18 protein-coding genes and 1 other RNA gene are annotated in these 22,733 nt (G+C 44.9%); 8 read left to right on the forward strand and 11 right to left on the reverse strand.

The window, feature by feature from the left end; translation table 11 throughout:
• Nucleotides 1-108 precede the first annotated feature (108 nt).
• From MHN09_RS04200 to MHN09_RS04215, 4 genes are all read right to left on the reverse strand, one after another.
• Nucleotides 109-1,281 (reverse strand): FAD-dependent monooxygenase, encoded by a 1,173-nt coding sequence (locus tag MHN09_RS04200; protein ID WP_239239286.1) that lies wholly within the window; start codon nt 1,279-1,281, stop codon nt 109-111.
• Nucleotides 1,268-2,614, reverse strand: a complete 1,347-nt coding sequence (locus tag MHN09_RS04205) for an FAD-dependent monooxygenase (RefSeq protein WP_168462683.1) — start codon at nt 2,612-2,614, stop codon at nt 1,268-1,270. Before MHN09_RS04205 ends, MHN09_RS04200 begins: the two co-directional genes overlap by 14 nt.
• Nucleotides 2,615-2,807: 193 nt before the next feature.
• Entirely contained in the window at nt 2,808-4,127 is a 1,320-nt protein-coding gene (gene pepP, locus MHN09_RS04210; RefSeq protein WP_168462682.1) for a Xaa-Pro aminopeptidase, read from the reverse strand.
• 76 nt (nt 4,128-4,203) lie between these two features.
• Entirely contained in the window at nt 4,204-4,770 is a 567-nt protein-coding gene (locus MHN09_RS04215; RefSeq protein WP_239239287.1) for a UPF0149 family protein, read from the reverse strand.
• Between the two features lie 594 nt (nt 4,771-5,364).
• Here MHN09_RS04215 and ssrS point away from each other — a divergent pair.
• The 7 genes from ssrS to serA all read left to right on the forward strand — a co-directional run bounded on the left by ssrS (nt 5,365) and on the right by serA (nt 12,385).
• A non-coding RNA gene (ssrS, locus tag MHN09_RS04220) (6S RNA) lies at nt 5,365-5,547 on the forward strand.
• 21 nt (nt 5,548-5,568) lie between these two features.
• Complete coding sequence (locus tag MHN09_RS04225; protein ID WP_239239289.1) at nt 5,569-6,465, forward strand: ribokinase; 897 nt, start codon at nt 5,569-5,571, stop codon at nt 6,463-6,465.
• Between the two features lie 22 nt (nt 6,466-6,487).
• Nucleotides 6,488-7,429: a nucleoside hydrolase gene (locus MHN09_RS04230; protein WP_061095682.1), complete on the forward strand. Its 942-nt coding sequence runs from the start codon at nt 6,488-6,490 to the stop codon at nt 7,427-7,429.
• A 66-nt stretch (nt 7,430-7,495) separates the two neighbouring features.
• Nucleotides 7,496-9,124 (forward strand): ATP-binding protein, encoded by a 1,629-nt coding sequence (locus MHN09_RS04240; protein WP_275446422.1) that lies wholly within the window; start codon nt 7,496-7,498, stop codon nt 9,122-9,124.
• Nucleotides 9,125-9,286: 162 nt separating this feature from the next.
• Nucleotides 9,287-10,060, forward strand: coding sequence for a 5-formyltetrahydrofolate cyclo-ligase (locus tag MHN09_RS04245; RefSeq protein ID WP_239239291.1), 774 nt, complete (start codon nt 9,287-9,289; stop codon nt 10,058-10,060).
• Between the two features lie 90 nt (nt 10,061-10,150).
• Complete coding sequence (gene rpiA / locus MHN09_RS04250; protein WP_014950385.1) at nt 10,151-10,807, forward strand: ribose-5-phosphate isomerase RpiA; 657 nt, start codon at nt 10,151-10,153, stop codon at nt 10,805-10,807.
• A gap of 348 nt (nt 10,808-11,155) precedes the next feature.
• Nucleotides 11,156-12,385 (forward strand): phosphoglycerate dehydrogenase, encoded by a 1,230-nt coding sequence (gene serA / locus MHN09_RS04255; protein WP_239239294.1) that lies wholly within the window; start codon nt 11,156-11,158, stop codon nt 12,383-12,385.
• 127 nt (nt 12,386-12,512) lie between these two features.
• Here serA and MHN09_RS04260 read toward each other — a convergent pair whose 3' ends face one another.
• The 7 genes from MHN09_RS04260 to MHN09_RS04290 form a co-directional block, all read right to left on the reverse strand.
• Complete coding sequence (locus MHN09_RS04260) at nt 12,513-13,271, reverse strand: DUF481 domain-containing protein (RefSeq protein WP_239239296.1); 759 nt, start codon at nt 13,269-13,271, stop codon at nt 12,513-12,515.
• Nucleotides 13,272-13,484: 213 nt separating this feature from the next.
• Entirely contained in the window at nt 13,485-14,288 is an 804-nt protein-coding gene (locus tag MHN09_RS04265) for a DUF481 domain-containing protein (RefSeq protein ID WP_014950388.1), read from the reverse strand.
• Nucleotides 14,289-14,421: 133 nt separating this feature from the next.
• A complete protein-coding gene (locus MHN09_RS04270; RefSeq protein WP_239239298.1) occupies nt 14,422-15,246 on the reverse strand; it encodes an HDOD domain-containing protein in 825 nt (274 codons plus the stop codon).
• A 40-nt stretch (nt 15,247-15,286) separates the two neighbouring features.
• Complete coding sequence (locus MHN09_RS04275; protein WP_041693829.1) at nt 15,287-15,577, reverse strand: DUF1289 domain-containing protein; 291 nt, start codon at nt 15,575-15,577, stop codon at nt 15,287-15,289.
• 271 nt (nt 15,578-15,848) lie between these two features.
• Nucleotides 15,849-16,559 carry an SIMPL domain-containing protein gene (locus MHN09_RS04280; protein ID WP_014950391.1) on the reverse strand — a complete coding sequence of 237 codons (711 nt, stop codon included), beginning with the start codon at nt 16,557-16,559 and terminating at the stop codon, nt 15,849-15,851.
• Between the two features lie 163 nt (nt 16,560-16,722).
• Nucleotides 16,723-19,845 carry a multidrug efflux RND transporter permease subunit gene (locus MHN09_RS04285; protein ID WP_049586092.1) on the reverse strand — a complete coding sequence of 1,041 codons (3,123 nt, stop codon included), beginning with the start codon at nt 19,843-19,845 and terminating at the stop codon, nt 16,723-16,725.
• Complete coding sequence (locus MHN09_RS04290) at nt 19,845-21,122, reverse strand: efflux RND transporter periplasmic adaptor subunit (RefSeq protein ID WP_014950392.1); 1,278 nt, start codon at nt 21,120-21,122, stop codon at nt 19,845-19,847. Before MHN09_RS04290 ends, MHN09_RS04285 begins: the two co-directional genes overlap by 1 nt.
• A 404-nt stretch (nt 21,123-21,526) precedes the next feature.
• Between MHN09_RS04290 and MHN09_RS04295 the strand changes: the two genes are divergently transcribed.
• The gene (locus MHN09_RS04295; RefSeq protein ID WP_239239300.1) at nt 21,527-22,609 is read left to right on the forward strand and encodes a LysR family transcriptional regulator; all 1,083 of its coding nucleotides are present in this window, start codon (nt 21,527-21,529) and stop codon (nt 22,607-22,609) included.
• Nucleotides 22,610-22,733: the final 124 nt, after the last annotated feature.

Genomic DNA, 22,733 nt, shown 5'->3' on the forward strand with positions numbered 1-22,733 from the left:
GATTGATCTGATCACCAAACGTCATGAATGTTCCTATCTTTTTTATCTTATTGATATCGCAATATTATTTGTGGGGATACCTCAGACTCTGACCCCATTTTTTTGGATTTATAGGCCCATGGCGTGGCTGACGAAGGCGTTTTTGATGGTGCTAAGTTTGTCTGTGGCTGAAAGACCAATTCCTCTGACCAACTTTTTGAGGGGGTCGTCGCCGTCGAATAAGAATTTAAAGCCGTCCATTGCGGCAATCATTTTCATGGCTTCTGTTTTACGGCTTCGTTCGTAGCTGCGTAAGTGTTTGTACAAACCTATGTCTTTGCTCGATACTTTTAAGTTGTTTAGGGTTTCCGCCAGTGCGAGTGCATCTTGCATTCCCAAGTTAGCGCCCTGTCCTGCGAGCGGGTGAATGGTATGCGCAGCATCGCCTACCAGCACCACACCGTCTTTAGCCCACTGGCGTGCATAACGCATGGTTAGCGGAAAAGCGGCGCGCTCGGTTTCTAGCGCTATAGTGCCAAGAACGCTATTGCTAGCCGCAGTTAACGCATTACAGAATGCAGCGTCGTCCAACGACATTAGTGAGTTCGCTTGCTCTGGCGTTTGTGACCACACAATTGAACATACATTTGGCTCAGACATAGGCAGAAGCGCGAGCGGCCCTGTGGGTGTGAACGCTTGTCTCGCCACATTACTATGCGGCTCTACCGTTTTGATATTAGCGACAATCGCCGTATGCTCGTAGTCTTTAAAAGTAATAGGCAAGCCAGCCTGCTTTCTCACAAACGAATTTGCGCCATCGGCGCCTACTAACAACCTGCAGCTTAGTACGTCATCATTATCTAGCATCAGCATGGTTTGATTTGGGCCAGCTAATACTCTATCAATACCCGCGATTATCAACTGCACATTAGGATGCGCTTCCACAGATTTAGACAGTGCATTAACCAATGCCTGATTCTCTACAATCACGCCAAGCGCATCGCTTCCCATTTCATCACATGAAAAGTGAATGTCGCCAAAACTATCTTTGTCCCATACATGCATGTCGGTGTAAGGGTTGGCGCGGTCTTGCTGTAAATGAGGCCACACGTCAAACTGCTGCAGCGCTTTAATATTCGCCTGGTTTATGGCACTCACTCTTGCCGTCGGCTTATCTTCAAGTGCTTGATAACATGAAGCCTTATCAATAACGGCTACGCTCAGTTCGCTTTCTTTTAGCGCCGCTGCAAGGGTAAGCCCTACAATTCCGCCGCCCACTATCGCTATATCAACATGCTGCATTGTTATCTCTTTTTCTTAGTGGTGTTTCGCCATAGCCCGTCGTGTGTTTAACAAACGCTTTTTTCGCCTGGGGCATCATGCTTAATGCCAATAACGACACATTGCGCCCAATTACCGTTGGAAAATACTGGTTTGAAAAGGTGCGAACTAGCGTATCGGTCAGGGCTATCGTGTTATCCCTGTCATTCTTACGCGAATTGGCGTAATGCTGAGTAATACTAAAAGCGCCTGCATCGAAATTAGCGGATGCGATTGTATCGTTTTTCTCTTCATATGAATTATGCTCGCCGTGCTTTTCCGCTGACACTTGCAGCACAGACACTAAAGTACTTAAGTCGCGTAAGCCTAGATTGAAGCCTTGCCCTGCAATAGGATGTAGCGCCTGTGCCGCATTGCCTACCACCACTGTGCGATGACTAGCAACTTGCTGGGCTTTAGTAAGCGCTAACGGGTAACTTGCCAACTCACTGACTCTCAGTACTTTGCCCTGTCGATAGCCAAATGCTTCCTGTAGGGCCTTGATAAATGCGCGTTGATTTAATGCCATTAACGACTTTGCGGCGTCAGTATCTACAGTCCATACAACTGAAAAGCCGTTTCCACTAGCCTTGATATCATCGATTTCACTGTCGAAAGGCAGGAACGCTAACGGGCCATTTTGGGTGAAACGCTCGTAAGCTCTGTTTTCATGAGGGAGCTGAGTGTGAACGTTAAAGACAATGGCCGTTTGATGATAATCATTGACTGTTTTTGTAATGCCCACCTGGTCAGCTAATCCTGAACGACCGCCATCGGCCAGTACCAGCAACTTTGTGGTAAGCGATTGCCCACTATCTAGCTGCACCTCTACATAATTGCACTGCTGCTTTACGTTCGTTACCTTGGCAGGTGCGATATATTGGTAGCTTGAGGTTGCACCTGCCGCCAATCGCGTTAGTGCGCTTAAGCTCACCACCTGGCCAAACGCGTCAATGTGGTAGTCACTGCTTTGAAGGTTTAATAGCCCCAAGTGCCCTTTGTCACTAACCTCAATATGCTTAATTTGAGGAGGTAACTCACCGTTGTGCTGCTTAGCTACATCATCAAGGTTTAGCCCCATGTGAGACAGTTCTTCAACAGTACGTCTTGCCAAGGCAATCACTCGGGTGTCGGTAAAAGGGTTAAAGTCGACTAAGCTTTTACTGGTTTGCTCTGGGTCAGCCGCATCAATTAGGGTGACAGATAAGCCAGAGCTGTTTGCAGGAAATACTTTCTCTGCGAGTGCTTTGGCTAATACAGTACCGACAATACCACCACCAATAATTACTACATCAACCGCTGCTGCCGATTCCACTGTTTTTATATTCCTGTCGTCCAGAGGCTCTAATTATTAAAAGCGTTAATTCTGAGATTTTTTTCTTTATATTAAAGGCTAGTTTTTAGCGTAATTTAAACTGGTAGTTTAAACCGGTAACTTGAACCAAAGTTCCGTATTTCACACTTATCGCAGTTTTTCAAACCTTGGTAAACCTAGCAAATTTTGACAACTAGGCTCTGCTTTCAGCCATAAGTGCTTCAATCTCATCAATGTCTTTTGGCACATCTGCGGTAAGAATATCGACACCCGTCGCAGTAATCACCACATCATCTTCAATTCTTACACCAATGCCTTTGTATTTTTCCGGCACGTTGCTGTCTTGGCTAATGTAAATGCCGGGCTCAACAGTGATCACCATGCCAGGCTTTAACGGACGGTCTTCACCGTCAATTTTGTAGTTGCCTACATCATGCACATCTAGACCTAAATAGTGCCCTAAACCATGCATGTAAAACTGACGCCACGTTTCATTTTCAAGGTTTTGTGCCACACTACCTTCAAGAACGCCAAGGTCAACTAAACCTTGAGTAATAATTTCTACGCTATGTAACATGGCTTGTGACAGAGTAACGCCAGGCGCTAACATATCTAGCACGCTTTTTTGCGCTTTTAATACAACGGTGTAAATTTCGCGCTGAGCATGCGTGAACTTTCCATTTGCAGGAAACGTTCGCGTGATATCCGCAGCATAACCTTGATATTCAGCACCTGCATCGATCAAGATCAAGTCACCGTCATTTACCTGCGCGTTATTTTGCGTGTAATGCAAAATACACGCATTGTCGCCGCTTCCAACAATAGTGCTATAAGCAGGTGAACGGGCTCCCGCCATCGCAAATTCATGGTGAATTTCAGCTTCTAGCTGGTACTCGTAACAACCAGGCGCGGCGAACTGCATAGCTCGCTTGTGCGCACGTGCGCTTATCTCACCCGCCGCTTTCATCATGGCCACTTCACACGCTGATTTGAATAAACGCATTTCGTGTAAAATAGGCTGTAAGTCGTGAATCGCCCTTGGTGCCAGTGATTCTTTAGGCGCATCGCGCAAGGTGTTTAGTGCCTCAGAAAATAACAGGTCATTGTCTTTCTTGTGACCCAACGAAAAGTACACATTGTCCTGACCTTGAATTGACGCTAACAGCGCTTCTTCAAGTTCTTGCAACTCAAACGCTTCATCTAGACTAAATCGGGCAAGTGCAGCTTCAGCCCCTAAGCGTTTGCCGTGCCAAATTTCTGCACTTTTGTCTTTCTCTTGTACCACCATTGCACGATAACTTTCACCGTAACGAGGGTGGTTAGACAATATCAACCAAGCATTAGGCTCTTCAAATCCTGTCAGATACCAAAAGTCGCTATCTTGCCTGAACGTATATTCGGTATCGCGACTTCGGGTTACCATACCTGCTGCTGGCACAATACACACACTATTCGGCTCGCACTGTGCAAGCAGTCGGTCTTGCCTAGCGATAAACTCTTGCGCACTAATCATAAAAGAGAAAACCCTAAAAAAATCTCGTTAAAACGAATGGCGACTTACGGCCACTTTTAATATCTTCAGTTAATTACTAGTGTACGGATGGCGTGTCTTGTTGATCATCTAGAAGAGATTGACCCAGTTCGCTGAAGCATAAAATTGCTGAAATTTTCACATATTCTTCAACCTCTAACAGCGCCTTTTCAGACTCTTCATCCGCGTCCATTGGCTCTTCCATACGTGAAATATCTGAAAAGTCTTCAAGTGCTTCTTTTACGTCATCAGAACATTGCATAAGGTCTTGCTGGTGTAGACCAAACCCAAGCATAAAACCTTGCACCCAATTAATCAGTGCAGCTCCGCGGTCATTTATCGGAGCTTGGTCGTCAGGAAGTAACAAATTGAGCGCAAATTCTGGCTCAAGAAGCTGCTGACAGGTTTGATTGAAAAGGTTATTCAAAAGGTGCTTAGTAGGGTCGCTAAACGCATCACCCTGATTAATGGTTTCACTTAACGCTTCTAGCCACTTTTGGTCGGTAAGCGACATGCCACCACAAAGCATACCGCAAAGAATGCCATGCACTTCTGCAGCGTCAACAATTACGCCTTGCTGAGACAATTTATTACTTACGCTATCGTAATCGAGCTGTTTTTCCACGAATTGTTCTCTTTTGTTTTGAATAGTTTGAGATACAGGCGCCACTTTTATATAGCGGTTAATTACCGTCTATTTTGGCGGCGACTTACGTCACTGTCATCTCTTGATGGAGTTAATACTAGCAAATATCAATGTGTAACGCCTCCTTTTGCCCTGCCACTGCTCTAACTTTGAACAAACGGCAAAGGTACATTCAGGGTCTAATAACACTGTGTCGTACACACTTTAAACGATGGTGCTTAATCGTTGTTTACTCACTGTTCAAACAGTGTTTAATTCGCGGTGATTTAGCTAAATTCGTTGCTGGACCGCTAGCAACATCGTCAGATTTCATCTAAGATCGTGGTTGTTGGATATGGAATTCCTCTCGCAACAGCATGACAGTGTTCATTAGCGTTTAATACCAGCATTTGCTTGTTGGTTATTATTGAGCTTCTTTTATATGCGTGTATAATTGCTGACCAATTGGTCAAGAAAATAGTATTTTTTTACCGCTTTTATAATCACCACGCAAAATAGTTATAAAGCGCCTTAGCTGATCCTCTTCACTGGATCTCGCGTTTGTTATACCCTGTTGCGTTAATACAACAACAATGTTTCCTGGGATGTTTGCTAGTTCATTCATGTCCCTGGCCGATGCTTTAAACCAAGGAAGTTGAAACAGCTGCTATTGTGCAAGCTCGACGCGTATCGAGAAGCCTACGGCAATTGTGATACTTCCGCCCTGAACTTTTCGGTTCACGGGCGAAACATGGACAGCGGCATTCTGGGAAGCGCCCTCTTTCGACGGAAGAAGAAATGGCAATAATAAATTTTGGCTCTATAAATATTGACCACGTTTATCAGGTAGAACACTTTGTGCAACCTGGTGAGACGTTGGCCTCTACCCATTACCAAACCTTATTAGGTGGTAAGGGTGCAAACCAGTCTATTGCTTTAGCGCAAGCAGGTGCAGACGTACGACACGTCGGTAGCATTCACGAAAACGACGCATCATTCAAACAAGACCTTATCAAAAAAGGTGTTGACTGCCGCGGTGTGAAGTGTTCAGAAGTCCCTTCAGGCCACGCGATTATTCAAGTTACGCCAAGCGGTGAGAACGCCATAGTATTATTTGGTGGTGCTAACCAAACCATTACTGCGAAAACAGTAATGCAGGCGCTAGACGATACGCGTCCTTCAGATTGGGTATTAACCCAAAATGAAACAAGCAGCATTGAAGAAGTACTTCGTCAAGCAAAAGAAAAGCAGCTTAAAGTAGCTTTTAACCCAGCGCCTATGAGCGAGTCGGTTAAACAGCTTCCGTTAGACTGTGTAGATTTACTTATTGTAAATGAAACCGAAGCTGCTGCGATTACCGGTAAAGAAGAACTTGAAGATATTGTGACAGCGTTCAAAGAGCAGTGGTCACACAGCGAAGTTATTATTACACTGGGTAAAGCGGGTGTAATGATGCTGCGCAAAAACGATGTTGTAGAAGTAAAAGCATTCTCTGTAGACGCGGTAGATACCACCGCAGCTGGTGACACCTTTATCGGTTATTTCCTGTCTGCATACAGCAACCACACCGATGCTAAACAAGCATTGCGTCGCGGGTGTGCAGCTTCAGCCATTGCGGTAACACGCGAGGGCGCAGCGCAGAGTATTCCAACACAAAAAGAAGTGGATCGTTTCTTAGCGAAACACGCCAACTAGCAAGACGCACTGAGATAAATTGATGGCACATAAGATCATATTAGATACGGATCCGGGGATTGATGATGCAATGGCGATCTTTTTCGCCTTTCAGTCTCCAGACATTGAAGTACTTGGCTTAACGACCGTTTACGGTAACGTTCCAGTAACAATGGCAGCGCAAAACGCACTGACGCTTTGCGAGATTGCAGGTAAAGATATTCCTGTAACTAAAGGTGTTGGCATGCCATGGGTTGGCCCAGAGTCAACGTACGCACACTTCGTACACGGTGAGCACGGCTTCGGTCATATTAAACCTGAAGCGCCTAAAACCGAGCTTGACCCACGCAGTTCTGCGCAGTTTATCGTTGATATGGCACGTAAGTACCCTGGTGAAGTCACCATTGTTGCTATTGGTCCACTAGGTAACTTGGCCCTTGCACTTCGTCTTGAGCCAGAACTTCCTAAGTTGGTAAAAGGCGTTAGCATAATGGGTGGTGCAGCGTTTGTACCAGGTAACGTTACGCCGGTAGCTGAAGCGAACATTTGGAACGATGCACATGCTGCAGAAATCGTTTTCGCAGCAGACTGGGAACTTTCCATGTTTGGTTTGGACGTAACAAACTTCACGCCGTTCTCGCCAGCCTTTGTTGAAAAGCTTGAAGAGAAAAACAATACCCTTGGTGGTTTTGTGAAAGAAAGCGCTCAGTTTTACATGGATTTCTACTCGCAAAACCGTGAAGATCGCGTGTGTTTCTTCCACGATGCCTTCCCGATTGCCCACCTTCGTCACCCTGAGCTATTTGAACTGACTGAAGGTCACGTACGCGTTGGAACAGGGACACTAGATAGAGGGCAAACCGTAGTTGCGCCTAAAGGTACAACACCGAGTCCACTATGGAATGAAGCAAATACCATAAAGGTAGCGACTAAAGTTGACCACAAAAAGCTGGAACAACTATTCATAGACACCTACGCTCTATGATATGGTTAAGGGATTGTTAATACACAGTCCCTTTTTTATTTAAAGCTAGGTTTAAACTTAACGGTTATGAAAGCGGCGCCCCTCCCTCTAAATGAAGATGAACGTCTTGCCGAACTGCTCAGCTACGACGTACTTGATACTGAAGCTGAACAACTCTTTGATGACCTTACAGCCCTGGCCTCTCAAATTTGTGAAACCCCTATTGCGCTTATCAGCCTCGTTGATCCAAACCGCCAATGGTTTAAATCACGGGTAGGTTTAGACGCAGAAGAAACATCACGAGATATCGCGTTTTGCTCACATGCTATTTTGCAAAGCGATGTGTTTGAAATACCTAACGCTACGTTAGACCCCCGGTTTCACGATAACCCTCTGGTGACTGGCGCGCCTGATATTCGGTTTTACGCCGGCGCACCACTGATTACCCCGTCTGGCCATGCAATTGGCACGCTGTGCGCCATTGATTGCAAACCACGTAAGCTGACCGAAACACAAAAAGCGTCACTTCAAACACTAAGTAAGTCGGTGGTGGCACATTTAGAACTAAAGCGCAAAAACCGTGAGCTTGAGCGCACCAGTCAATTCAAGTCTGACTTTCTTTCTTACGTAAGCCACGAAATTAGAACACCGCTTAATGCTATAAATACGTTTAGTCAGTTGCTTGAAGGCGAAGCACAAAAGTTAAATTTACCTTCGTCATTTACCACCCCGCTTTCTCATGTAAGCCAAAGCGGTGAACGGCTGTTGGAAATTGTAAATTCTGTTTTAGATATAAAGCAGATAGAAGCTGGCAAGATGCGCGTGATGCCCCGTGCAGTAAACACTAAAGATTTTTTCACTCACTTGTTTTCGCTCACAAAAATACGCGCTGAAGACAGCGGCATTGTATTTAGTACAAGTATCGACGATTCAGTACCAGACTCTTTGTTTTTCGACGACACTAAGTTTGGTCAAGTTGCGCTAAATTTGCTGTCGAATGCGATTAAATTTACCAATAAAGGTAAGTCTGTAAAAGCGCAGGTGAAATACAAAAGCGGCAAGGTAATATTTAATGTCATTGATCAAGGCATTGGTATGAGCGATGACGATCAAAAGCGGCTTTTTACACCTTTCGAGCGAATGGAAAACGCCCATCAGATAAGTGGAACTGGCTTAGGCTTGAATATATCGAAGCGCCTTATTGAGCTCATGGACGGGTCTATTAAAGTTAGTAGTAAATTGAATCACGGTACCCGAATAAGTGTGACCTTACCTGCCGACGCCCTAAGCGCAGACCAGTTCGTTGAGGCACAACCGCGCAACTTTGTTGCCCAAGTAAACATGGATAACTCAGTAAATGTATTGGTAGTTGAAGACCACTATATAAACCAAGTGGTTATTCAAACTTTGTTTGAAAAACTGGGCGTGTCGCTTTCTGTGGTAAGCACTGGCGAGGAAGGCGTTGAATACGCCAAGTCTAATCCCGTCGACTTAGTTCTTATGGACCTTAATTTACCAGGTATTCAAGGCGATGAAGCAACAGTAAAAATAAAGGGGTTTAAGCCAAACTTGCCTATTGTTGCATTGACGGCCGATGTCATTACCCAGCCTGAATATTTGCGAGAACAAGGTCTTGATGACGTACTCACTAAACCCATAGATAGTAGTGAATTGGTGCGTGTGCTCAATCACTATTTAGGGCATCCAGACCAATGATTCTATTTGTTTTATTTAAGTAGCTTTATCTAAATAGTTTTGTCTAAGTAGTTTTACCAAAGTGATTTTACTTGAGTCATCTTTACCTAGCCCAACAAGCCATTTTTAACAGCCGTGGTAGTATAAGCTAACTCAATTGTAAGACAGGAGCACTCCTCTACCATGTCCCCCTCATCTTCAGGAAGCGGTACTTCTAGATCGTTGACGTCTAACAAGGTTAATTCAACGGAAACGGCTTCAGCACCAGCTTTAGCAATGAAACCAACGCATATTGCGCCGTCGCAATCCATACAAACAAGCGTTTCTATAGAAGACATACAGGCCCGCGCTCAGCTTAGAAAAAAGCTTCGCGAGGCACGCCGAGGGTTAACTAACCAGCAACATACGGACGCCGCTAAGCGCATTGCTTCACGACTACGTACACTGCCCTTTCTTGATAACAGCACGACCATAGCCGGATATTTGGTTAACGATGGCGAGGTCAATTTAACCTATTTTATCGAGTCTATTTGGCAGTCTTCACATGATAAAAAATTCGCTCTACCTGTATTACACCCTGTATGTAAAGGACATTTGTTATTTTTGTCTTATGCCCAGCACTCTCAATTGGTGAAGAATAAGTACAACATTGAAGAGCCAGTATTGTCGTGTGAAAACGTCGTTCCTGTTAGGCAATGTGACGTTATTCTTATGCCGCTTGTAGGGTTTGATGTAAACGGCAATCGCCTGGGTATGGGGGGCGGCTACTACGACCGAACTTTGAGTTTTACCCAATGCGCGCCAGATTCACATTCATTTTCGGTTAGCAAAACGCCCAAGTTAGTGGGTATTGCCCACGACATTCAAGAAGTAGATGCTCTGCCCATTGCACCATGGGATGTCCCCCTTGATGCCATCGTGACGCCCTCGCGCACACTGCAATTCACTAAACCGTGATAGTCATTATAACAAATTGAACATACGAACTTGTGGGTTCACGTGCGCTTATAAGTTACACTTGCGAACACAATAAGTCGGAGAATGACCATGGATCAGAACGCAAAAAAACAAGCCGTAGCCAAAGCAGCCATCGAATATGTTGAAGCAGACAGCATTGTCGGTGTGGGTACAGGTTCTACCGTAAATTTCTTTATTGAAGAACTCGGTAAAATTAAACACAAAATTGAAGGTGCAGTATCAAGTTCAGAAGCCTCTACCGAGCGTTTAAAAGCCTTAGGCATTGAGGTATTCGAGTTAAACGAAGTCAGCAATCTATCGGTTTATATCGACGGTGCCGATGAAGTGACCGAACACAAGCATATGATTAAAGGCGGAGGCGCAGCACTCACTCGCGAGAAAATTGTAGCCGGTGCGGCGACCACGTTTGTGTGTATTGTTGATGAAAGCAAGCGCGTTCCTGTGTTGGGCTCGTTCCCCCTTCCCGTTGAAGTTATTCCCATGGCTCGTTCTTTCGTAGCACGAGAGCTAGTAAAACTTGGTGGCGATCCTGAATATAGACAAGGTGTTGTCACCGATAACGGCAACGTTATTTTAGATGTTCACAACCTTGAGATTCTGAATCCTCGTGAGCTAGAACAAAAAATAAATAATATTCCTGGTGTGGTAACGAACGGTATTTTCGCACTACGAGGCGCGGACATAGTGCTAAGTGCTACAGATAGTGGTGTTGAAACCTTTAAGTGATAACTGAGTAAGACGTATAGTGCGGTGAAAAGCTATACAAAATACTACTTTCAACTTAATGCGTTTTCTGTTAGTTTCCGTTTAGACGTCTAGATGTCCTTAAAAGAAGTTCACTAAGCGTCTCAACTTTTACGTTAGTTAAGGCCAATTCCTTAATAACGAAAGCAGTCAACGTGATTATAAAAGCTTGGTAGCAATAACGCCCAAGCAAGGCTTTCAGAGCTGCAAAGCGATGTCGTTGCAGCGCAGGTTATACACAGCTTTGTGTTTCATACTGGCAGGTTTCTGAGAGCCTTGGATTGGCGGTGCAAGCAAACCAAAATTACATCAGTGAGAGATAGCGAGTTCATGAGCAAAGTTTCATTAGAGAAGGATAAGATCCGAATTTTGTTGTTGGAAGGTGTTCACCAAAGTGCTTTGGAGACACTAAAAAGCAATGGGTATAGCAATATTGAATTTCTCAAGACCTCTCTGCCTGAAGACGAGTTAATTGAGAAAATTAAAGACGCCCACTTTGTTGGTATTCGCTCGCGCACTCAAATTACAGAGAAGGTAGTTGAAGCAGCACAAAAGCTTGTGGCTATCGGTTGTTTCTGTATTGGCACCAACCAAGTTGATCTTGAAGCCACCCAACGCCGCGGCATTCCCGTGTTTAACGCGCCATTTTCCAACACTCGTTCGGTTGCAGAACTTGTACTTGGCCAAATTATCCTTTTACTTCGCCAGGTGCCGAGTAAAAATGCCAAGGCTCACCGCGGTGAGTGGGAAAAAACGGCAGTCGGCTCATATGAAGCCCGTGGTAAGACACTTGGTATCATTGGTTATGGTCATATAGGCACACAGCTGAGTATTCTTGCTGAACACCTAGGTATGCGCGTTCACTTTTTCGATATCGAAGACAAGCTTGTGCTAGGTAATTCTGCCCAAGTAAAATCGCTTGAAAAGCTGCTTAATACCTCTGACGTTGTTTCACTTCACGTTCCTGAAACACCACAAACTCAAGATATGATTGGTGAAAAAGAGCTGTCTCAAATGAAGAAAGGCAGCATTTTGATTAACGCGTCTCGCGGTACTGTGGTAGATATCGATGCGCTTGCGAAGGCATTGGAAAGCGGCCAACTAAACGGCGCTGCTATTGATGTATTCCCGGTTGAGCCTAAATCTAATACTGAAGAATTCGAGTCGCCGCTTCGCGCGTTCGATAATGTCATTCTGACCCCGCATGTGGGCGGCAGCACGCAAGAAGCGCAAGAAAATATTGGTATTGAAGTGGCGGGTAAACTCGCCAAGTACAGCGACAACGGTTCAACGCTATCAGCCGTTAACTTCCCTGAAGTGTCACTGCCAGAGCATACTGGTCGTTCACGCCTACTTCACGTACACAAAAACCAGCCAGGTATTCTTACTCAGATTAACCAAGCGTTTGCAGAAAAAGGCATCAACATCGAAGCCCAGTACCTACAAACTAACGCAGAAATTGGTTATGTAGTAGTGGATGTTAAAGAAGACCGTGGTTACGAAGCACTTGCAGAGCTTCAGCAAATTGACGGCACAATTAAGACACGTATTCTTCACTAAGAAGAGTTGTTTTAAGACTAAATAAAAAACGCTGCACAATGTGCAGCGTTTTTTTATGCCTGTGATTTTACTTCAATGCGTTGAAGTGCCCAGCCCTACTTCGGTGCGCTGAGCAAATAAGGTCGGCTTAGAAGAAGTTGTAAACTAAGCTAACTGCTGTTTCTGTGTCTAGTTTTTCAACGTCGTCTTCAACATTGGTGTTGTGGTCAAGCTTAAAAGAAAGACGCATTGAAAGGTTACCGCTGATTGTAGCTGTAAGTGCAGACTCAGCACGAGATTTCGTGTTGTCAGAACCCACTTCGGTACTCACTGTTTGCGTAAATTTAGCGGTATCAGAAATTTTCCAAGAATAAGCTGATGACGCACGAACGATTACGCTGTCAAGATCTTCGCCATCCTGAGTTTCGATGAATGAGTAACCAGGACCGATTGAATATTCAAGGGTGTGGCGCTTGTTCTCAAGTACTTTTTGGTTCCAACCCGCCGCAATAGTTGATTGGTAATTAAAGTTACTAAAGCGGTCGTCTTCATATGAAGCGAAGCCGAATAAACGGTTATCAGGATTTTCTAGTTTGTAGTTACCCTGGGCTGAACCAAAGAACTTCTGTGCAGAAGTAAACTCGATATCTTCTTGCTCGCCTGCATCATTTTCTTGTTGAACAGTTTCCTGTTTGTACAGACCTTTTAAAACGTAGTCGTTACTCCATTTTTCAAGCTCTTGGTGAGCCTGTATACCCGCACTGATTGACGTGGTTTCAGTGTTACCTGAAGTCGAAATAAAACCTAGTTCGCCTTCCATTGTAAAAGGCTTAACTTCATCGTCTTGAGCGAAAGCGGCTGAAGAAAGAGAAATTGCAACTAAAGATGCAAGCACTTGCTTTTTCATTGAACAATCCTATTGATTATCGGTCCATTCGTTGTACTCGATACCTTTTGAACTGCAAGGCGGCACAACACGAGTTTTAAAAGAGATCTGCTAGACAGTGCCGCGAGACAGCAAGCACTACAAACAATGGTGCGCAGTGTACATTTTCAAAGCTCTCAGTCAATGCGAACACGGTAAAAAGCCAAAGATAACCCGTTAATTTACACTAATTGACTAAAAAAACTGATAGACCAGCGCCACGGAGGTCTCTGTACTTAAGGCTGCGACATCTTCTGCGGTGTCTGTTTCATGGTTTAGTATGAAGGATAGCTTCATCGCCAGTGAACCAAATACGTTGGCTGAAAGCGAAGTTTCTGACCGTGATTTCATATTTTCTTCACCCGCCTCAGTGCTAACAAACTGCCTTAGCTTGGCGCCTGAGCTCCAGTGGTATTTGTATTCGGCGGACGCTCTTACAATGATGCCATCGTTGACTACGCTTTCATTATCTTCTTCAGCTTCAATAAAACTGTAGCCAGGACCAATGCTATAGCGAAACTCACTGTCTTCACTGCGCCAAAGGCGCTGAGACCAGCCCGCTGCCAGCGAAGCACGGTGATCGTAACCGGTAAATTGATCGTCTTCGTAATCACCGTACATAAAAAGACGGCGACCAGGCGTCATTAGTTTATAGTCGAACTGTGCGCTGGTGAAAAAGCGCTGGGCGCTGATGTCCCGCTCTGTTGTTGGCGTACCGCTTTCTTTATAGAGCAACTCTGCGAAGTAGATACTGCTCCAATTTTCTGTTTCATGGTCCGCATTGACCGCGGCTTTCACGCTGGCAGCTGAGGTGTTTCCGGTGTTTACAAGTACACCTAGTTCACCGTCTAGCGTAAAACGAGGAATTTCGTCATCGGTGTCGGGCGTGAAGTCTGCGTGATAGAGGGTTTGTATAAGATCCCTCGCACTTGCGTGCACACACACGCAGCAACAAACAATGCCAACAACAATGCTTGGCCGGAAGATTTTTTTGAACATAATCTGATTTACGTTGAGCTTTATAGTTTTTAGATTACGTCTTAGTACGACGCTTGTTATACCAATCCTCTGGATGAGCTTTACTACATTTTGCTAATTATCAGTAAAATAACGGAGTTGTTGCACCGAAAGCTCAGTGAATAAGCGACACAATTTTTGCCGTTTCTTGTTCGGCGTATTCAATTGAATTACTTATCACTTCCATGTTGAGATTTACTGTATTGGCTATCTCAGGGGTAAAAAGTTCAATGTCAGCGTAACTTTCTTTATTTAACTGACTTACCGTAATTCGATTTGCTAAACACAGGACGCAGATATCTACATCAGATTTATGTTTAGCTTCATCATTCATGAACGTTACCGGATAGTACAACCCAATAGGTAAGCGCCAATTTTCTAGTATGATACCGCTGCATTGAGCAAACGTAAAACCGAAATGATCCAACTGATTAACGTGCGGTAACCCGTTCGTCTCAGCATTCAGGTATGACTGATAGCGTTTAGTTTCTTTCTTGGCCACGACCAGTTCACTTAAGTTTTGCAATATACCCATTACAAAGAAGCGTTCTGCTCCGCGCACGTTAAGTCTCATCGCAAGACTTTTGGCCACCATGCCGCAATACACTGATGCATACCAATGTTTGTCTAAATTTATTAACTTAGTATCAAAGCGTTTAAATGCTGTGCTTGCAGTTTCTGCAATTACCAAGTTATACAGGGCTTCGCCTCCAATCACACTGATTGCTTTGGCAACAGATTCTACTTGAGAAGGAAACCGAAACAGTGAGCTATTCGCCAGCCTTAGTACCTTCGCGGTAAGAGAGGGATCAGCACTTATAAGCTCGCCAATATCCTCGGCGCTGGAACGGGGATCGTCTAATGTTGAACGCAGGCGCACGCAAATATCCGGTAACGTAAATGATTTCGCGGCATACGAAACATACTTATCTAACGACATCTAGAAACTCTCAGTCTACTTTTTACAAACTCAAGGCCGCTTATTCTGAACTTGGCGGATCATCAAACAGCGTGAACTGCCCAATTGATTCCCCCAGCTCTTTTTGCTGTTGCTTGCGAGCGCGCATCAGCACCGCTTTTTTGCGCCGAGCACAGGCGCTGATTATTTTACGTTTAGTTGCATCATCAACCTTAAGCCAGTACAGGCGCTCGTCGCGACTTCGATAGCACCCTTTACAGAACCCCCTTGGACCTGACTCACACACACCAATGCATGGGCTTGGAATTTCAAAAAACTCCAGCTGTTGGGATTGTGATTTTTGTTCCGTCATGTCAGTGGCATAACCTTCAAAAGGTGAAACGAATACCACTTGGTCTGCATTTTCAAGCAAGCAACAGTGGCCACGCTTTAGCTTTATCAATATAAATTAAAACGCATACTCCAACATCTAGCCACTAGACATTAGCAGTAAGGCATTCCAATCATCTAAGCCACGCTGCTTTAAAACTAAGCAATTCGACTCGCAGGCTTTTTCGATATGACAAAGCATAGCACGAAATACGGCCTGTTGACTGCTACACCATGTTCGAAAGCCTGATGCGCTAGTCGATAAGTGTGTATTCGATAGTAGAAACCACGCGCACTTTCTTTATATGTGGATGATGACTATCGCGACTAGAAATACTGAACTGCCCTTGATTAGCGCGCTTAATTTTGCCCAACGTACTTTTTGAATCTTTGGCAAATTTTTCTGCAACCTCTCTCGCATTGAGCGTAGCTTCTTCAATCATTTCCGGCTTTACTTCGTTTAAGCGGGTAAATACATAGTCGGGCTGAGCGCGGTAGCTTTGGTCTGATAATACAATACCAGTTTTAATTAACTCCCCAATTTGCTGCATAAGCGCTCGCACCTTTTCAACATCATTTGAAAAGACAGTAACGGTTTGAATGGCACTGTAGCGAAATGGCGCTTTTTCACTACTTCCATATTGTTGTGCCAATTTGTCATTTATTTCTGGCTTTCCAATAGTAATGCTTTCTGCTGAAATGCCCTTCTCTTCTAAAAAGTTAGCTACCTGAAGGCTATTCTTTTCAATATGTTCATACAGTTGAGGTAAGTCATTGCCCGCGTCGACAAATTGAATAGGCCAAATAACCTGATCAGCAATGTATTCTCGCTCTGACAATCCTTTTACGGTTACTACTCTATCCCACGTTTGCATATCGTTCATGGCAGAAGACACCTGAACACCAAGCAAAGACACAGCAACCACCATGCCCATCGCCATTACTATCGCCGCACCTATTTTCATTCGAATCTCCATTCTGTCTGTTTTCAACAGGATACAAGCGAATATAAGCTTTTCGGTTTCACAAAACGAGATAAAAGCTGACCAATGGTGGCAAAAAAAAGGCCACTCAAATGAGTGGCCTAAAGAGCCCCTTAAGAGGGCAACGCTTGGGTAGACGGGAGAGTTAACCTTTACGCTGTATCAGGTAATAAAATACCGGAGTTAAGATAAGTCCAAATACGGTAACACCAATCATGCCTGAGAATACTGCCACCCCCATGGCCTGACGCATTTCAGAGCCGGCACCGGTTGATACCGCCATTGGCAGTACACCCATGATGAAAGCAATGGATGTCATTAGTATTGGACGAAGACGTAAGCGACTTGCTTCTTTAATAGCTGAAAGCGCGTCCATCCCCTTGTCTTGTAGCTCTTTTGCAAACTCGACAATGAGAATGGCGTTCTTCGTTGCAAGGCCAACCAGTACAATCAAACCTATTTGGGTAAAAATATTGTTGTCGCCGCCATAAACTTGCACACCAATAAGCGCGCTCAGCAAGGTCATGGGAACAATCAATATGATTGCCAGTGGCAAACGCAGGCTTTCGTATTGTGCAGCCAGTACTAAGAACACCAAAAGCACAACTAATGGGAATACAAACGCTGATGCATTACCCGCTAATATTTGCTGATAGGTGATCTCTGTCCACTCGTAAGTCATGCCAAGTGGTAACGTTTCAGCCAGTATTTCTTCAATAGCTGCCTTCGCTTGGTCAGAAGAATAGCCTGGCGCTGCTGCACCATTTATTTCAGCGGTGACGTATCCGTTATAGTGCATAACACGGTCAGGGCCTGCACTGTGCTCAATGTTCAAGAATGAGCCAAGCGGGATCATCTCACCTTGTGCATTACGCACTTTAAACTGCGTAATGTTCTCAATATCCTGACGGTATTGGGCATCAGCTTGTACATTTACTTGGTAAGTTCTACCGAACAAGTTGAAGTCGTTCACGTATAACGAACCTAAGTAGCCCTGCATGGTGGTAAACAAGGTATCGATGTTTACACCTTGGCTTACCGCTTTTTCACGGTCTACATCTACATCGAGCTGAGGTACAGCAACAGTGAAGCTAGTGAATGCATCGGTAAGCGCTGGGTGTGCCCACGCTTTGCCGATCACTTCTTGCGTTACACGCTCAAGTTCTTCAAAGCCTAGGTTTCCTCTGTCTTCAACCTGTAAACGGAAACCACCAATCGTGCCTAACCCCATTACTGGTGGCGGCGGGAATATTGCCACAAAGGCACCTTTTATAGACCCAAAGTTTTGGTTAAGCTGGGCAGCAATGGCGCCACCAGATAGATCAGGCGTCGTTCTTTTATCAAAGTCAGTCAGCGTTGCAATCAACACGCCTGAGCTTGGACTATTGGTAAGCCCGTTAATATTCAAGCCAGGGTATGCAATTGCATCTTCAACACCAGGGTGTTCCATAGCAATACGAGACATTTCACGGATCACTTCTTCAGTTCTGTCTAAGCTTGCTGCATTAGGCAGTTGAGCAAAGGCGACCAAATACTGCTTATCTTGCGGCGGAACATAGCCTGTTGGTGTATTGGCAAACTGGAAGTAAGTGAGCCCTAACAGACCCGCGTAAAGCACCATGATGATACTGCTCTTACGGATAAGCCCACCCACAGCACCAGTGTAGCGCTTTGAGTTACGGTCAAAGAAACGGTTAAACGGTGAAAATACAAAGCGGCCAAACACTTTATCCATTAAACGGGTTAACCAGTCATTCGCTTTACCGTGAGGCTTCAACAGCAATGCAGATAATGCAGGGCTAAGCGTTAACGAGTTAATTGCAGAAATTACCGTAGAGATAGTAATTGTTAGCGCAAACTGCTTATAGAACTGCCCGGTAAGACCGCTCATGAAAGCAGTAGGTACGAATACCGCAGCAAGTACCAGTGTTGTGGCAATGATAGGACCGGTTACTTCTTTCATTGCCTGTACGGTGGCTTCAAACGGCGCTTTGCCTTCAGAGATATTACGCTCTACGTTTTCAACAACAACGATGGCGTCGTCCACAACAATACCGATTGCCAACACTAGACCAAACAGCGACAGTGCATTAAGCGAGAAGCCCATTAGCTGCATAAAGGCGAACGTTCCCACAAGTGAAATAGGCACTGCAACGAGTGGGATAATAGACGCACGCCATGTTTGTAAGAACAGTACAACAACAAGTACAACTAACAATACAGCTTCAAGAAGTGTACTAATTACCGCTTCAATCGAACCGCGAACAAATACAGTAGGATCGTAGGCAATTTCGTATTCAAGGCCTTCAGGGAACGCCTTAGACAGTTCCGCCATACGAGCGCGAACGTCATCTGAAATTTGGATTGCATTAGAGCCTGGTGCTTGGAAAACCGGAACCGCTGCCGCAGGGTTATTGTTAATAAGTGAACGCAGTGCATAAAACTCTGAACCTAGTTCGATACGCGCAACGTCTTTAAGACGGGTTATTTCACCATTCTCACCCGACTTAACAATAATATTTTCAAATTCGGCTTCATCTTTTAAACGGCCGCGCACATTGATAAGCAGCTGAAATTCGCTGGTACCCGTAGGCTGTGCGCCTAGGCTACCTGCCGCCGCTTGCTGGTTTTGATCGGCAATAGCTGCTGCCACATCGCCAGGGTTTAACTGGAGCGCAGCCAGTTTGTTAGGGTCTAACCATACTCGCATGCTGAATTCACCAGCACCGAACAGGCGCACTTGCCCAACGCCATTGATTCGCACTAGCTCGTCTTTAACAAACTGATCAGCATAGTTTGAAAGATAAAGCATGTCATAACGATTATCCGGCGACGTCAGGTGCACTACCATGGTTAAATCTGGCGACGATTTTTCAGTTACCACACCTAAGCGCTGCACTTCTTGAGGTAAACGCGGTGTCGCGCGATTTACACGGTTTTGTACCAACGTTGTGGCTTCATCTGGATCCGTACCAATGGCAAACGTAATTGTTAGCGTCATACGGCCATCACTGGTTGCCTGTGATGACATATACAGCATGTTTTCAACACCGTTAATCTCTTGCTCTAGCGGCGTTGCAACTGTTTCCGCGATAACCTCTGGGTTTGCACCGGGATAATTCGCAGTTACCACCACGGTAGGCGGCATTACTTCTGGGTATTCAGTGATAGGTAGTTGCCAGACAGCAATTGCACCACCTATAAAAATAAGTAGGGAAAGCACGCCCGCAAAAATCGGGCGGCTAATGAAAAACTGCGAAATGTTCATTACTTAAGACCTGCTGTTGCTGTACCTGTGGCAAATGAACCACCAGATAAAACATCCTCATACTGCGCCATGTTTTGGGTTACTTGTGTTGCATTATCAACACGTGACTGCCAGCTAGATAAGTTTGCCAAAGCATCTTCATCACCCATAGGCACTTCGTTAGCGGCAACTTGGGCACCAGGGCGAACGCGCTGTAAGCCATCAACCACAATGGTGTCGTTTACATTCAAGCCGCTTGTGATGATGCGCATGCTACCCACTTTGTCGCCTAGCTTAACCGCACGGTATTCCACTTTACTTTCGTCGTTTACAACCAGTACAAACTTATTATTAAGATCTGTGCCGATAGCTTTTTCTTTAATAAGAATGCCCTGTTCATCGGTGTCACCTGCCAATTTTAAGTGTGCAAATAATCCCGGAATTAAACGACCTTCTTCGTTATTAAATACGGCACGAACGCGAAGTGTGCCGGTGCTACCGTTAACCTGGTTGTCGATGAAATCAATTTGACCCCAGTGGTTATAATCAGACTCGTTAGCAAGGCGCATCGCTACCGGCTGCTCGCTCACTGCTGTTGAAGCCGCTGATTTATCGGTTAGATAGTTTAGGTAGGTCTGCTCATCAATATCGAAATACGCATATAAACGGTCGGTCGATACGATGCGAGTCAACTCTGTTTGTCCTGCGGTAACAAAGTTACCTTCAGTGATGTTTGCGCGAGAAATACGTCCAGAAATAGGTGCTTCAACACGAGCAAAGCCTCGATTTAGGCGCGCTACTTCAAGTGCGGCTTGCGTTTGGTTTAAGCTTGCAAGCGCTTGGTTTTTCTCAGCTAAACGGGCATCAAGGACTTCTTCAGAAACTGCCTGGGTTTTACGAAGTTTAAAAGCACGGCTATAGTTTTGCTCAGCCAACTGAACGCGACTTTTGGCTTCTTCAAGCTGTGCAGTCAATCGATCAACTTCTGCTTTAAACGTGCGGTTATCAATTAAGAATAGGGTTTGCCCTTGTTCGACATATTCGCCTTCATCAAATGCAACAAAATCAATATAGCCCGACACGCGAGGGCGAAGCGCAACAATTTGCGGAGACTCTAAACGACCTGTAAAATTATCCCACTCGGTTAAACGCTGAGACACAACCGTTGCCACATCAACAGGAACACCAGCATTTGCGCCAGCGCTCATTGATTGACTTGGATCCTGCTCGTCACCACCGCATGCAGCGACAAGCGCAGTTAGGCTTACTATTGCCAATAAACGGGTAAAAGTTTTCATTGCAAGATTCTCTTAAAAATTAAACTAAAGTTTGATGCTGTGCATTATGCATCGCCACCAACAATAAAAATAATTATCTTTTTATATGCAACACATCACATGATGTTATATATTGAAGATCGGGCTGACAGAGACAACTGCTTTTAAAAATTTAGAAGAATGGTTTCGCAGAGAAAATGAGAATAACCGTATAAAAAGCGAGAGCTTAGGGAAATCAACGGTTACAGCGGTATAGTGTACCAGTGTCGTTCGTCGCATTCATTTGGAAAATAAATGCTTTTAGCTATAACCTATAACTAAACTATGTCAGTTAAATTACATAGCCAAAAACGAAGTAATCGGCAGCTTTTTTCATCGTTCGATAGATGAAAGTAGATTGTCCGCAATAGACACCGGAGACAACCATGCGTCCACATGATTTAAATTTATTGATGATTTTTGATGCCATCATGACCGAGGGTGCAATTACCCGCGCAGCTGACAGGCTGTCGATGACGCAACCTGCGGTATCTAACGCACTTTCTCGTATGCGCACAGCTTGGAAAGATGAACTGTTCGTTAAAGACGGCCGCGGTATTCAACCTACCTCATTTGCTAAAAATTTATGGAGTCAGATTCAGGGCCCTTTAGGCGAACTCGAAGTCGCCGTTAACCCAACTGACTTTAACCCTGCAACGGCTAAGCGTACTTTTCGTATAGCTGCAACTGACAGCATCGTTTCTATGGTGTGGGGGCCGCTACGCAAAGTGATTGAGAATGAAGCGCCTGGTATTAACATCCATGCCATTCCTAATTACGACATGGAAACCGATAAAATACTCAAAGATGCTGAAGCAGAGCTCACTTTCTCTAAATATCAGGAGCCTGGCTCTGTTATTCGTGCCGAACATGTTCTCGACCCAAGCTGGGTTGTGGTAATGCGCCCCGATCATCCATTAGCAAAATCTCAATTGACCTTAGAAGACTTTGTCGCGGCTGATCATCTTCTGTTTTCTGTTACAGGCGATGTGACTGGCCCTACAGATCAGGTACTGGCGAATTTAGGCCTTAAACGCCGCGTGGCAATGTCAGTAAACCAGTTTTATAACGCTACACCGTTACTAAAAGAGAGCAACCTTATTTGTGTAGCACCGTCTTTGGTAATGGAAAAAGAGATTTTCTCAGGGGAATTGGCAGTATTTGAAACGCCAATAGAAATTGTCAGCTCTCCGCTGTCTGTGATGTGGCACAAACGTCAGGATCAAGACGCGGGCTTACAGTGGCTTAGAGGACTCGTAGTTAGATTTATTCGCGAGCGTGTACAACGTCATGAAATGCTGCTCTCTCAATGCTGTAGAAAAGCCTATTGCGCCGAAACGGTTAAGCGCTTTATGGACCAGCGCAATATGGACTGTGAAGAATTCACGCCAGCGCATTTGAAAACGCCCAGCAACGATGAAATGGACGAAGAACGCGACACCGTAGCGGTTGGAAAAGAAACAGCTTAATACTAGCCTGCTTAGATAACTACACACTCGGCGAGACTTAACATGTTCGTCATTGCGTTGTGCTATCGCAGGTAAAGTGGTTCTAAAACATTCAAAGCCCTAATAAAAAAACCGCTCAAAGAGC

The organism is Alteromonas sp. MmMcT2-5, assembly GCF_022348315.1.
GTDB classification, from domain to species: domain Bacteria; phylum Pseudomonadota; class Gammaproteobacteria; order Enterobacterales; family Alteromonadaceae; genus Alteromonas; species Alteromonas macleodii.

Excerpts from the sequence above, each read along its gene's own strand:
- serA (WP_239239294.1), top strand. The coding sequence starts at position 11,156 with ATGAGCAAAGTTTCATTAGAGAAGGATAAGATCCGAATTTTGTTGTTG.
- MHN09_RS04295 (WP_239239300.1), top strand. The coding sequence starts at position 21,527 with ATGCGTCCACATGATTTAAATTTATTGATGATTTTTGATGCCATCATG.
- MHN09_RS04280 (WP_014950391.1), bottom strand. The coding sequence starts at position 16,559 with ATGAAAATAGGTGCGGCGATAGTAATGGCGATGGGCATGGTGGTTGCT.
- MHN09_RS04270 (WP_239239298.1), bottom strand. The coding sequence starts at position 15,246 with ATGTCGTTAGATAAGTATGTTTCGTATGCCGCGAAATCATTTACGTTA.
- MHN09_RS04290 (WP_014950392.1), bottom strand. The coding sequence starts at position 21,122 with ATGAAAACTTTTACCCGTTTATTGGCAATAGTAAGCCTAACTGCGCTT.
- MHN09_RS04285 (WP_049586092.1), bottom strand. The coding sequence starts at position 19,845 with ATGAACATTTCGCAGTTTTTCATTAGCCGCCCGATTTTTGCGGGCGTG.
- rpiA (WP_014950385.1), top strand. The coding sequence starts at position 10,151 with ATGGATCAGAACGCAAAAAAACAAGCCGTAGCCAAAGCAGCCATCGAA.
- MHN09_RS04275 (WP_041693829.1), bottom strand. The coding sequence starts at position 15,577 with ATGACGGAACAAAAATCACAATCCCAACAGCTGGAGTTTTTTGAAATT.
- MHN09_RS04230 (WP_061095682.1), top strand. The coding sequence starts at position 6,488 with ATGGCACATAAGATCATATTAGATACGGATCCGGGGATTGATGATGCA.
- MHN09_RS04225 (WP_239239289.1), top strand. The coding sequence starts at position 5,569 with ATGGCAATAATAAATTTTGGCTCTATAAATATTGACCACGTTTATCAG.
- MHN09_RS04240 (WP_275446422.1), top strand. The coding sequence starts at position 7,496 with ATGAAAGCGGCGCCCCTCCCTCTAAATGAAGATGAACGTCTTGCCGAA.
- MHN09_RS04200 (WP_239239286.1), bottom strand. The coding sequence starts at position 1,281 with ATGCAGCATGTTGATATAGCGATAGTGGGCGGCGGAATTGTAGGGCTT.
- MHN09_RS04265 (WP_014950388.1), bottom strand. The coding sequence starts at position 14,288 with ATGTTCAAAAAAATCTTCCGGCCAAGCATTGTTGTTGGCATTGTTTGT.
- MHN09_RS04260 (WP_239239296.1), bottom strand. The coding sequence starts at position 13,271 with ATGAAAAAGCAAGTGCTTGCATCTTTAGTTGCAATTTCTCTTTCTTCA.
- MHN09_RS04245 (WP_239239291.1), top strand. The coding sequence starts at position 9,287 with ATGTCCCCCTCATCTTCAGGAAGCGGTACTTCTAGATCGTTGACGTCT.
- pepP (WP_168462682.1), bottom strand. The coding sequence starts at position 4,127 with ATGATTAGTGCGCAAGAGTTTATCGCTAGGCAAGACCGACTGCTTGCA.